Here is an 11,571-nt window from a genome sequence, read left to right as displayed (position 1 = left end):
GCATCCACCCTGCCCGGTCGCCCGACAGCGGCTGCCTATTGCCGGTCGGCCTAAGGTGCGGCCAAGGTTCCCCGTGCGGGCGGCGCCGGCGGGGTCGGGTCGGAGTCGGGCGGGTCAGTCCTTGCCGGGCGGGGCCTGGTGGTTGTGGCCGATCCGGCCCGCCTGGATGACGGAGCCGTTGAACGTCCCCCCGCTGATCTGGTTGTACACCGTGCTGCCGGACTGCTGCCGCGGGGTGAACTCCTCCAGCAGGGCGCGCAGTTCCACGGCCGCCTGCGGGTCCTGGCGGAGCAGTCGGCGGATCCGGTTGCGCAGCTCGGCGGCCTGGTCGCCGACCAGCTCGGCGTCGCCGTCGGCGCGGACCACCTCGACCCGGATCTCCTCCAGCTCGGCCGACACCTCCTCGGCGTCCCGGCCGCGCCCCAGCAGCCGCGCGAGGCGCGAACGCAGCTGCGTCCAGCCCTCGGTGGCCATCAGGCCGACCACCGTCGTGGCCCCCGTCGTCACCAGCTGTGCGATCTCGGCCTCCACGGCCTCCCCCTCCGTCGGTCCGTCTCCCGCCCCACGGTAGTGGAACCGCGGCTCCGGGCGGGGCGGAACGGCGCAGGTCAGAGGAAGGTGTGCCCCTCGCCCCGGTAGGTCGGCACGGTGCGCACCACGGCGTCCCCCGCCACCAGGTGCAACTCCGGGAAGCGCTCGCAGAGTTCCCCCGCCTTGGCGTGCCGGAACCAGACCCGGTCGCCGATCAGCAGGTCGTCGGCGGGCGCGCCGAGCAGCGGCGTCTGCACCTCGCCGGCCCCCTCCATCGGGTCGTAGCGCAGCCCCGGCGGCAGGTAGGGCACGGGGGAGCGGTCCGGCCCGGCCGCGCCGGACGCCGGGTAGCCGCCGCCGAGCACCGTCACCACGCCGACCCCGGGCCGGCGCACCACCGGCTGGCCGAACAGCGCGGCCGGCCGGCCCCGGAACGCCCGGTAGTTGTCGAAGAGCTGCGGCTGGTAGAGCCCGGACCCGGCCGCGACCTCGGTCACCGCCGGCTCGGCCACCGTGGACTCGACGCTGCCGGTGCCGCCGCCGTTGACGAACTCAAGCTCGGCCACCCGGCGCAGCCGCCGGACCGTCGCCGCCCGGCGCTCGGCCAGCTCGGTGCGGGCCCGGGCCTGCATCAGCCGGATCAGCCCGGAGCGCACCGGCCGCCCGGGCACCGCGTCGCCCACGCCGGCGATGTGCCCCTCGTAGGCCATCAGCCCGACCACCCGGAAGCCCCGGCGGCGCTGCACCAGCTCGGCGAAGGCGGCCACGTCCTCGGGGGTGCGCAGCGGCGAGCGGCGGGCGCCGACCCGGACCCGGCCGCCGAGCAGGTGCAGCGCGGTGTCCAGCTCCAGGCAGACCCGCACCTCGGCGGAGCCGGCCCGGGCCGCGTCGACCAGGTCCAGCTGGGCCGGGTCGTCCAGCACCACGGTGACGGCGGCGGCCAGCTCGGGGTCGGCGGTCAGCTCGGCGAAGGCGGAGCGGTCGCTGGAGGGGTAGGCGAGCAGGATGTCGCGCAGGCCGGAGCGGGCCAGCCAGAGCGACTCGGCGAGGGTGAAGCTCATCACCCCGGCGAAGCCCTCCACGGCCAGCACCCGCTCCAGCAGGGCGCGGCAGCGCACCGACTTGCTGGCGACCCGGACCGGCTTGCCGCCGGCCCGGCGCACCAGGTCGGCGGCGTTGGCGTCGAAGGCCGCCAGGTCGACGACGGCCACCGGGCCGTCCAGATGGGCGGTGGCGCGGTCGTACCGGGCGCGGTCGGCGGCCGGCGAGGGGGCGGACGCGGTGCGGGCAGCGGCTTCGAGCGTGGCCATGCGCGCAGACTGCCACACCCGGCCTACCCACGGGTAGGGGGCGGACGGGGGACCTTCGGGCGGACGGGGGCCTGGGGCTTTCAGGGCGAGGGGCCTTCGGTCCGTGTGGGGCGGCCGGGCGGTGGCATAGGGTCGGCCGGGTGGACCGCAACGACTTCCCCAACCCGGCGTTCGTCGGCAAGAGCATCCCCGACCCGGGCTTCTCCGGCGACGACGGCACCGCCGACCCGGCGCTGAGCGCCGCGCTCGCCCGCTGGGCGCAGGACCGCGCGGCCGAACCGGAGGTGCTGGCGGCGCTGACGCCCACCCGGCTGATGGTGCCGATCGTGGCGATCCTCGGCGAGGTCGAGGTGGACGAGCACGGGCACCGGCACGACAAGAGCAGTGACATGGCCGTCCCGCTGGTCGAGGCCGCCGACGGCCGCCGGGCGCTGCCGGCCTTCACCTCGCTGGCCTCGATGGCCCGCTGGCGGGCCGACGCCCGCCCGGCGCCGGTGGCCGCGCCGCAGGCCGCCATGGTCGCCTTCTCCGAGCGCGCGGACACCCTGCTGGTGGACCCGGCCGGCCCGGTGGCGTTCCAGCTGTCCGGGGCCCGGCTGCGGGCGCTGGCGGAGAACCGGCCGTACCTGCCGCCGGTGACCGACCCGCAGGTGCGCGAGGCGGTCCGGGCGCTGCTGGCCGCCGAGCCGCAGGTGACGTCCGGGCTGCTGGCCGGGGCCGAGGACTCCGACGGGGTGCTCGCGGTGGTGCTGGACGCGGGGCTGGACCAGACCGGGATGCAGGAGGCCGCGCAGCGGATCGGTCGGGCGGTGGCGACCGACCCGGTACTGCGGGTGCGGCTGGACCGGGGGCTGGACCTGGCGGTGCTCCCGGCGAGCGCCGCCCTCCCGGGCGAACCGCTCTACCGGCGCTGACGCACCCGGGCGCGGACGGACAACGATCGACGGCTGAGGGGCACCTACTCACGTGAGCAGGTGCCCCTCAGCCGTCGATCGCGCTCTGCTGCCCGTCGGCTCAGGAGTAGACCGGCCCGGTGAACTTCTCGCCCGGGCCCGAGCCCGGCGCGTCCGGGACGATCGAGGCCTCGCGGAAGGCCAGCTGCAGCGAGCGCAGGCCGTCGCGCAGCGGCGCGGCGTGGAAGTTGCTGATCTCCGGCGCGCCGGCGGTGATCAGGCCGGCCAGCGCGGTGATGAGCTTGCGGGCCTCGTCGAGGTCCTTGTCCTTCTCGCCGCCCTCGGCGAGACCGCACTTGACGGCCGCGGCGCTCATCAGGTGCACCGCCACGGTGGTGATCACCTCGACGGCCGGGACCTCGGCGATGTCCCGGGTGAGGTCGTCGAAGCCGATCGCCTCGTCGTCGACGGCGGGGGTCTGGGTGGGCTCGCTGCTCAAGGGGGGCTCTTCCGTCGTGCCGGTGTCCGTACAGAGGGAGCGTACAAGCCGGGGCACACGGGGGCGGAATGGCGTCGGACCCCCCGGCGCTGTATGCTTCGAGACTGACCGGCCAGGCGTCCTCACGGAGGCCAGGCCAGCAAGAGGAGGCTCCACCCAGGAGGCCCGAGAGGGCAACCGCGAAAGTCTCCCACCCGATCGGCCTCGCGGTCGACGGGTCCGGTCCGCGACGGGCGCCCAGCGCCGACGGTCGCCGCAGCGCCCCTCACCGGGCGTCGCCCCCGGTTGTGTGGAGCCCCGCTTGTACCGAGCGGGGCTTTTTTCGTGTCGCGGTGTGGGCGCAGAGATCCACAGCGCAGCACGAATGAAGCCCCGCCCAGTGGTCGAGTCCACTACGTGCGACCGCCGTCCGACGGCCGCATCGCAGAAGGTGCAACCGAGGAGGCCCCATCAGCACCGAGCCCCGCATCAACGACCGGATTCGCGTCCCCGAGGTGCGACTCGTCGGTCCCAGCGGCGAGCAGGTCGGCATCGTGCCGCTTGCCAAGGCGCTGGAGCTCGCGCAGGAGTACGACCTCGACCTCGTCGAGGTCGCGGCGACCGCCCGGCCGCCGGTGTGCAAGCTCATGGACTACGGCAAGTTCAAGTACGAGTCGGCCATGAAGGCCCGTGAGGCGCGCAAGAACCAGGCGCACACGGTCATCAAGGAGATGAAGCTCCGGCCGAAGATCGATCCGCACGACTATGACACCAAGAAGGGTCACGTCGTCCGGTTCCTCAAGCAGGGCGACAAGGTCAAGATCACGATCATGTTCCGCGGTCGTGAGCAGTCCCGCCCCGAGCTGGGCTTCCGTCTGCTCCAGCGGCTCGCCGACGACGTCCAGGACCTGGGCTTCGTCGAGTCCTCGCCGAAGCAGGACGGCCGTAACATGATCATGGTTCTCGGCCCGCACAAGAAGAAGACCGAGGCGATGGCCGAGGCCCGCGCCCTCGCGGACGCCCGCAAGGCCGAGCGCCAGGGCCGGACCCCCGGCTCCGACGCCGCCGAGGAGTCCGAGGAGTTCGACGAGGCCCTGGACGCCGTCGAGGCCGTCGAGGCCCCGGACGACGCCGAGCCTGCTGAGGCCCAGGACGCCGCCGCCGAGACGGAGGCCCCCGAGGCCGCCGCTCCGGTCGAGCAGCCGGCCGAGGCCTCCCAGGGCGCCTGACCTTCCCCGGTCAGAGAGCCCGGGAGACCGGCCACCAAGGTGACGGGGCGCCCCGCCCGGTCACCGCAGATCCATCCTTCACGCCCGCGCGGCGCACACCGCGCGGGCGTGGACGGACCGACGAGGAGATACGGCGACATGCCGAAGCAGAAGACGCACAGTGGCGCCAGCAAGCGCTTCAAGATCAGTGGCTCTGGCAAGGTGCTGCGCGAGCGCGCCGGCCGCCGCCACCTCCTGGAGCACAAGCCCTCGACGCTGACCCGCAAGCTGGCCGGAACGATCGAGCTGGCCCCCGCCGACGCCAAGAAGATCAAGAAGCTTCTCGGCAAGTGATCGCCCTCCCGCCCGGTGCGAGCCGTGTGCGGGGCAGCTGATCCTTCCCGACCCATTCGAATGACGGACCACGTGAAGTAGTCCGTGGTCCAACCCAAGGAGTAATCAAGTGGCACGCGTCAAGCGGGCAGTGAACGCCCACAAGAAGCGCCGGGTCATCCTGGAGCGCGCCAGCGGCTACCGCGGCCAGCGCTCGCGCCTGTACCGCAAGGCCAAGGAGCAGGTCACCCACTCGCTGGTCTACAACTTCAACGACCGCAAGAAGCGCAAGGGCGACTTCCGTCAGCTGTGGATCCAGCGCATCAACGCTGCGGCCCGTGCCAACGGCATCACCTACAACCGCTTCGTGCAGGGCCTGAAGGCCGCCAGCGTCGAGATCGACCGCAAGATGCTGGCCGACCTGGCCGTCAACGACCCGGGCGCGTTCGCCTCGCTCGTCGAGGTCGCCCAGAAGGCGCTGCCGGCCGACGTCAACGCCCCGAAGGCCGCCGCCGACGCCGCCTGATCCTCGGATCAGCCGTGTTGAGCTGACCGGACCCGCAGGCTCGATCCTGCGGGTCCGGTTTTGCGTTACCGCGTTTGCGTCACCGCGTTTCGTGTCACCCGTGTCACCTGTGTCACCCGTGTCACCCGTGTCACCGCGTTTTGCGCCACCGCTTTCGCGTCACCCCGTTTCGCGGCCCGCACAGAAGCCCGTACAGAGACGAGATCATGCCGAGCACCGACTCCCCCCTGCTCACCTCCCTGCGCTCGCCGCGCGTGGTCGCCGCCCGCCGGCTCGCCAAGCGGAGCCAGCGCGGCAAGGAGCGCCGCTTCCTCGCCGAGGGCCCGCAGGCCGTCCGCGAGGCCGTCGCGTTCGGGCGGCTGCCGGGCTCGGGCGAGCACGCCGTCGTCGAGGTGTACGCCACCGTCGAGGCCGCCGAACGGCACCCCGGCATCGTCGAGGCCGCGCTGGCCGAGGGGCTGCCGGTGCTCACCGCCACCGACGAGGTCATCGCCGAGATCTGCGACACGGTGACCCCGCAGGGCATCGTCGCGCTCTGCCGCTTCATCGACACCCCGTTCGCGGACGTCCTCGCCGCCCGCCCCCGGCTGGTCGCCGTGCTCGCCCACGTCCGCGACCCCGGGAACGCCGGCACCGTGCTGCGCACCGCCGACGCGGCCGGCGCCGACGCCGTGGTGCTCACCGACGCCTCCGTGGACCTCTACAACCCGAAGGCCGTCCGGGCCTCGGTCGGCAGCCTGTTCCACCTCCCGGTCGCCGTCGGCGTGCCGGTCGAGGAGGCGATCGGCCGGCTGCGCGAGGCCGGGGTGCGGGTGCTGGCCGCCGACGGCGCGGGGGAGCGCGACCTCGACCAGGAGCTCGACGAGGGCACCCTGGGGGCGCCCGGCGCCTGGGTGTTCGGCAACGAGGCGTGGGGGCTCCCGGAGGAGACCCGCGCGCTCACCGACGAGGTCGTGCGCGTCCCGATCCACGGACACGCCGAGAGCCTGAACCTGGCCACCGCCGCCGCGGTCTGCCTGTACGCCTCCGCCCGCGCCCAGCGCTCGCCCGGCGGGTGCCGCGCGGCCGGGTAGGGTCCGTTGCGAACCCCCGTCGCCCGCCCGGCGGACGGGCCGCCCGGGCGCGCCGGGAACTCCTCGTGAGCCCTATTACACGAGGCCGCGAGACGCTAGGGTCTGCCTCGGTGGGGGGAAAGACACGGTGGGTAATCGGGGAGGACACCCATGGTCGGCAGCGGGCCAGAGCTCGACCCGGACGACCTGCCGGACGGCCTGGTGGTCGCCGACGCGCGAGGCCGGGTGGTCTGCTTCAACCGCGCCGCCGCCCGGCTGACCGGCGTCCGCCCGGAGGCCGCGCTCGGCAGCGGGCTCGCGGACGTCCTCCCGCTGGAGGACCTCGACGGCCGCCGCTGGTGGCAGCTGACCGACCCGTACGGCGGTCTCGCCGTCCGCACCAGCCAGCCGGAGCGCAATCTGCTGCTGCCCGGGGGCCGCGAGGTGCTGGTCTCCGCCCGGTACGTCCGTGCCTACCCCAGGGGCCCGGTCGAGCGGCTGGTGGTCGCCCTGCGCGGCACCGAGGCGCGCCGGCGCACCGAGCGCAGCCACGCCGAGCTGATCGCCACCGTCGCGCACGAGCTGCGCTCGCCGCTCACCAGCGTCAAGGGCTTCACGGCGACCCTGCTCGCCAAGTGGGAGCGGTTCACCGACGGGCAGAAGCGGCTGATGCTGGAGACCGTGGACGCCGACGCCGACCGGGTCACCCGGCTGATCGCCGAGCTGCTGGACATCTCCCGGATCGACGCGGGCCGGCTGGAGCTGCGCAAGCAGGTGGTCGACCTGGCCGCCGCCGTCCGCCGGCACGTCGAGCGCAAGGTCGCCACCGGCATCCCCGAGGAGCGCTTCGACATCCGGATCGGCGAGCCGCTGACGGTGCTCTGGGCCGACCCGGACAAGGTCGACCAGGTGCTCGCCAACCTGCTGGAAAATGCCGTGCGGCACGGCGAGGGGACTGTCACCATCGAGGTGGCACCGGCCAAGGAGGTCGTCGAGGCCCCCGTCTGGGAGCGCCCCGGCACCCCGCCCCGCATCCTGGAAGGCACAGCGGTCACCGTGAGCGACGAAGGCACCGGCATCCCCGAGGACTCCATGCCGCGCGTCTTCACCCGCTTCTGGCGCGGCTCCAAGCGCGGCGGCACCGGCCTCGGCCTCTACATCGTCAAGGGCATCGTGGAGGCCCACGGCGGCTCGATCCGGGTGGACCGCGCGCCCGGCGGCGGCGCCCGCTTCCGATTTATCCTGCCCGCCGGGATTCCCGACTTCATGCTCTGAAGGAGCATGAACGACCGGCACAGCATGCTGTAGTCGGTCCACCGGCAGGGCTTCACGGCGGTCGCGCTACGCGCTGCGACTACACTCGACCTTTGGCGTTGTGGAACGCCCTGCGCGGCTGTGCCGCGGACATCTCCTCCCGAGTACCGAGGCGGGGCTGCCCGTGCCCCGGCCACGTCGGGCGTGACGCGAAGAACGAGCCCCTTACCTGAGCACGGACGAGCAGGAGCACGGGAAAGATAGAGATGTCGGCACCCAACAAGTCGTACGACCCGGTCGAGGTCGAGGCCCTCAAGCCCGAGGTGGTGGAGGCGGCCCGGGACGAGGCGCTCGCCGCGTTCGCCGCCGCCACCAGCCTCGACGAGCTGAAGCAGGCCAAGGTCGCCCACACCGGCGACCGCTCCGCGCTCTCCCTCGCCAACCGCGAGATCGGCGCCCTGCCCCCGCACGCCAAGGCCGCCGCCGGCAAGCTGATCGGCCAGGCCAGGGGCGCCGTCAACCAGGCGCTCGCCAAGCGGCAGGCCGAACTGGAGGCCGAGCGCGACGCCCGGGTCCTGGTCGAGGAGGCGGTGGACGTCACCCTGCCCTTCGACCGCACCCCGCGCGGCGCCCGCCACCCGCTGACCACGCTGGCCGAGCGCATCGAGGACACCTTCGTCGCGATGGGCTACGAGGTCGCCGAGGGCCCCGAGGTCGAGGCGGAGTGGCTCAACTTCGACGCCCTCAACCTGGGCCCTGACCACCCGGCCCGCTCCATGCAGGACACCTTCTTCGTCCAGGCCCCGGACGGCACCGCCGACTCCGGCGTGGTGCTGCGCACCCAGACCTCCCCGGTCCAGGCCCGCACCATGCTCGACCGCGAGCCCCCGCTCTACATCGTCTGCCCCGGCCGCGTCTACCGCACCGACGAGCTGGACGCCACCCACACCCCGGTCTTCCGGCAGGTCGAGGGCCTGGCCGTGGACGAGGGCATCACCTTCGCCGACCTCAAGGGCACCATCGAGCAGCTCGTCTCGACCCTGATCGGCGACGGCCTGGAGCTGCGCTGGCGGCCCTCGTACTTCCCGTTCACCGAGCCGAGCGCCGAGATCGACCTGCAGTGCTTCGTGTGCCGCGGCGAGTCGGTCGGCAACCCGGACCGGCCCTGCCGCACCTGCGGCTCCGAGGGCTGGATCGAGCTCGGCGGCTGCGGCGTCGTCAACCCGCGGGTGCTGGTCGCCTGCGGCGTGGACCCCAACCGCTACAGCGGCTTCGCGTTCGGCCTGGGCCTGGAGCGAATCCTGATGAACCGTCACAACGTCGCCGACATGCGCGACATGGTCGAGGGTGACGTGCGCTTCACCCTCCCGTTCGGGATGGAGATCTGATGCGCGTCCCGCTTTCCTGGCTGCGCGAGTACGTCGACCTGCCGACCGGCGAGACCGGCCGCGACGTGGCCGAGCGCCTGGTCCGCGCCGGCCTGGAGGTCGAGACCGTCGAGCAGCTCGGCGGCGACCTCAAGGGCCCGCTGGTGGTCGGCGAGGTGCTCTCCATCGAGGAGCTGACCGGCTTCAAGAAGCCGATCCGGCACTGCTGGGTCAACGTCGGCGACGCCAACGGCACCGGCGAGCCGCAGGAGATCGTCTGCGGCGCGACCAACTTCGCCGTCGGCGACAAGGTCGTGGTCGTCCTCCCGGGCGCCGTGCTGCCCGGCCCGTTCCCGATCGCCGCCCGCCAGACCTACGGCCACACCTCGGCCGGCATGATCTGCTCGGCCCGCGAGCTGGGCATGGGCGACGACCACGCGGGCATCATCGTGCTCCCGCCGGAGTACGAGCCCGGCACCGACGCGATCGAGCTGCTCCAGCTGGTCGACGAGGTGCTCGACATCGCCGTCACCCCGGACCGCGGCTACTGCCTGTCCATGCGCGGGGTCGCCCGCGAGGCCGCCGCCGCGTACGGGCTGCCGCTGGCCGACCCGGCGCTGCTCGACGTGCCGCCGGCCAACTCCTTCGGCTACCTGGTGAAGGTCAACGACCCGGCCGGCTGCGACCGCTTCGTGGCCCGCACCGTCGTCGGCCTCGACCCGGACGCCAAGTCCCCGATCTGGCTCCAGCGCCGGCTGCAGAAGGCGGGCATCCGCCCGATCTCGCTCGCCGTCGACATCACCAACTACGTGATGCTGGAGGTCGGCCAGCCGCTGCACGCCTACGACAAGCAGCGCGTCGACGGCCCGATCACGGTCCGCCGGGCCGAGCCGGGCGAGTCCCTCACCACCCTCGACGGCGTCGAGCGCGCGCTGTCCGCCGAGGACCTGCTGATCTGCGACAACAGCGGCCCGATCGGCCTGGCCGGTGTCATGGGCGGCGCCTCCACCGAGATCCTCGACCCGGCCGCAGGACCGGGCACCACCGAGGTGATCATCGAGGCGGCGCACTTCGACCCGGTCGCCATCGCCCGCGGCGCCAAGCGGCACAAGCTGCCCTCCGAGGCGTCCAAGCGCTTCGAGCGCGGCGTCGACCCGGAGGCCGCCCGCGCCGCCGCGCAGCGCGCCGTCGACCTGCTCGTGCTGATCGCCGGCGGCACCGCCGAGGCCGGTGTCACCGACATCGCCGCCCCGCACCCGGTGCGCACCATCACCATCGCCGCCGACCTGCCCGACCGGGTCGCCGGCACCACGTACGGCCGCGAGACCGTCACCCGGCGCCTGCAGGAGATCGGCTGCTCGGTCGCCGGCGCCGACGTCCTGGAGGTCACCCCGCCGACCTGGCGCCCCGACCTCACCGACCCGTACGACCTCGCCGAGGAGGTCATCCGGCTGGAGGGCTACGACAACGTCCCCGCCCGGATGCCCACCGTCCCGCCGGGAAAGGGCCTGACCGAGGCCCAGCGGATGCACCGCCGGGTCGGCGTGGCGCTGGCCGGCGCCGGCTACGTCGAGGTCAACAACTACCCGTTCGTCGGCGAGGCCTCCTTCGAGGCGCTCGGCCTGGAGCCGGACGACCGCCGCCGCCGGACCGTCACGCTGGTCAACCCGCTCAACGACGAGGAGCCGGGGCTGCGCACCACGCTGCTGCCGGGCCTGCTCGGGGCGCTGCGCCGCAACGTCGGCCGCGGCAACACCGATCTGGCGATCTTCGAGACGGGGACCGTCTTCCTGCCGAAGGACGAGCTGTCGGTCGCCCCGCGTCCGGCCGTCGACCGCCGCCCGACCGAGGAGGAGCTGGCCGCGCTGGACGCCGCGCTGCCGCACCAGCCGCGCCGGGTCGCCGTCGCGCTGGCCGGCGAGCGGCTGCCGTCCGGCTGGTGGGGCAAGGGCTCCCAGGCCGGCTGGGCCGACGCGATCGAGGCCGCCCGCACGGTGGCCCGCGCCGCCGGTGTGGAGCTGACCGTCCGCCAGGGCCAGCTGCTGCCCTGGCACCCGGGCCGCTGCGCCGAGCTGCTGGTGGCCGGCACCGACCGCGTGGTGGGCCACGCCGGCGAGCTGCACCCGCGCGCGGTCAAGGCGATGGGCCTGCCCGAGCGCACCGCCGCGATGGAGCTCGACCTGGACCTGCTGGCCGCCGACGGCGCCGAGCGGGTCTCGGGCCCGGCGGTCTCCGGCTTCCCGGTGGCCACCCAGGACGTCGCGCTGATCGTCGACGCGGCCGTGCCGGCCGCCGAGGTCGAGGCCGCGCTGCGCGCCGGGGCGGGTGAACTGCTGGAGGCGATCCGGCTGTTCGACGTCTTCACCGGCGAGCAGGTCGGCGAGGGCCGCAAGTCGCTGGCGTACGCGCTGCGGTTCCGCGCCGCGGACCGCACACTGACCGCCGACGAGGCGAGCGCCGCCCGCGAGGCGGCCGTCGCCGAGGCCCTCGCCCGCACCGGCGCGGTGCTGCGCGGCGCCTGACGGCCCGCCCGCCGCAGGGCACGAGGGGCCCCGACCGGGACGTCCGACGCTGTTGGTGAATTCGGGATCCTGATCATTTCGCCCCGTCGAGCTGTTG

11 protein-coding genes are annotated in these 11,571 nt (G+C 73.9%); 8 read left to right on the top strand and 3 right to left on the bottom strand.

Annotation, left to right across the window (positions count from 1 at the left end; genetic code table 11):
- Positions 1-114 precede the first annotated feature (114 nt).
- Together ACFP3U_RS36360 and ACFP3U_RS36355 are read right to left on the bottom strand one after the other, a co-directional pair.
- Positions 115-531: a hypothetical protein gene (locus ACFP3U_RS36360; protein WP_380230053.1), complete on the bottom strand. Its 417-nt coding sequence runs from the start codon at positions 529-531 to the stop codon at positions 115-117.
- A 77-nt stretch (positions 532-608) separates the two neighbouring features.
- Complete coding sequence (locus ACFP3U_RS36355; protein ID WP_380230052.1) at positions 609-1,841, bottom strand: amino acid deaminase/aldolase; 1,233 nt, start codon at positions 1,839-1,841, stop codon at positions 609-611.
- Between the two features lie 140 nt (positions 1,842-1,981).
- Between ACFP3U_RS36355 and ACFP3U_RS36350 the strand changes: the two genes are divergently transcribed.
- A complete protein-coding gene (locus ACFP3U_RS36350; protein WP_380230051.1) occupies positions 1,982-2,755 on the top strand; it encodes an SseB family protein in 774 nt (257 codons plus the stop codon).
- A gap of 100 nt (positions 2,756-2,855) precedes the next feature.
- On the opposite strand, the gene ACFP3U_RS36345 is transcribed toward ACFP3U_RS36350, so the two are convergent.
- Complete coding sequence (locus tag ACFP3U_RS36345; protein WP_380230050.1) at positions 2,856-3,233, bottom strand: DUF1844 domain-containing protein; 378 nt, start codon at positions 3,231-3,233, stop codon at positions 2,856-2,858.
- A gap of 449 nt (positions 3,234-3,682) precedes the next feature.
- Here ACFP3U_RS36345 and infC point away from each other — a divergent pair, with 449 nt between their 5' ends.
- The 7 genes from infC to pheT all read left to right on the top strand — a co-directional run bounded on the left by infC (position 3,683) and on the right by pheT (position 11,474).
- Positions 3,683-4,441, top strand: coding sequence for a translation initiation factor IF-3 (gene infC / locus ACFP3U_RS36340; RefSeq protein ID WP_380230054.1), 759 nt, complete (start codon positions 3,683-3,685; stop codon positions 4,439-4,441).
- 138 nt (positions 4,442-4,579) lie between these two features.
- Entirely contained in the window at positions 4,580-4,774 is a 195-nt protein-coding gene (gene rpmI, locus ACFP3U_RS36335; RefSeq protein WP_045701618.1) for a 50S ribosomal protein L35, read from the top strand.
- A 109-nt stretch (positions 4,775-4,883) separates the two neighbouring features.
- Positions 4,884-5,279 (top strand): 50S ribosomal protein L20, encoded by a 396-nt coding sequence (gene rplT, locus ACFP3U_RS36330; RefSeq protein ID WP_030055649.1) that lies wholly within the window; start codon positions 4,884-4,886, stop codon positions 5,277-5,279.
- A 206-nt stretch (positions 5,280-5,485) separates the two neighbouring features.
- Positions 5,486-6,352 (top strand): TrmH family RNA methyltransferase, encoded by an 867-nt coding sequence (locus ACFP3U_RS36325; protein WP_380230049.1) that lies wholly within the window; start codon positions 5,486-5,488, stop codon positions 6,350-6,352.
- A gap of 150 nt (positions 6,353-6,502) precedes the next feature.
- Positions 6,503-7,606, top strand: a complete 1,104-nt coding sequence (locus ACFP3U_RS36320; protein ID WP_380230048.1) for a sensor histidine kinase — start codon at positions 6,503-6,505, stop codon at positions 7,604-7,606.
- 245 nt (positions 7,607-7,851) lie between these two features.
- Complete coding sequence (gene pheS / locus ACFP3U_RS36315; protein WP_380230047.1) at positions 7,852-8,973, top strand: phenylalanine--tRNA ligase subunit alpha; 1,122 nt, start codon at positions 7,852-7,854, stop codon at positions 8,971-8,973.
- Positions 8,973-11,474: a phenylalanine--tRNA ligase subunit beta gene (gene pheT / locus ACFP3U_RS36310; RefSeq protein ID WP_380230046.1), complete on the top strand. Its 2,502-nt coding sequence runs from the start codon at positions 8,973-8,975 to the stop codon at positions 11,472-11,474. The genes pheS and pheT overlap by 1 nt, the downstream gene beginning before the upstream one ends.
- The last annotated feature ends 97 nt before the right edge of the window (positions 11,475-11,571 follow it).

This window comes from Kitasatospora misakiensis, from assembly GCF_042656005.1.
In the GTDB taxonomy this organism is placed as follows: Bacteria; Actinomycetota; Actinomycetes; order Streptomycetales; family Streptomycetaceae; genus Kitasatospora; species Kitasatospora misakiensis.
Note: the sequence above shows the minus strand (reverse complement) of the source record. Positions and strands in the feature narration are given on the sequence as shown.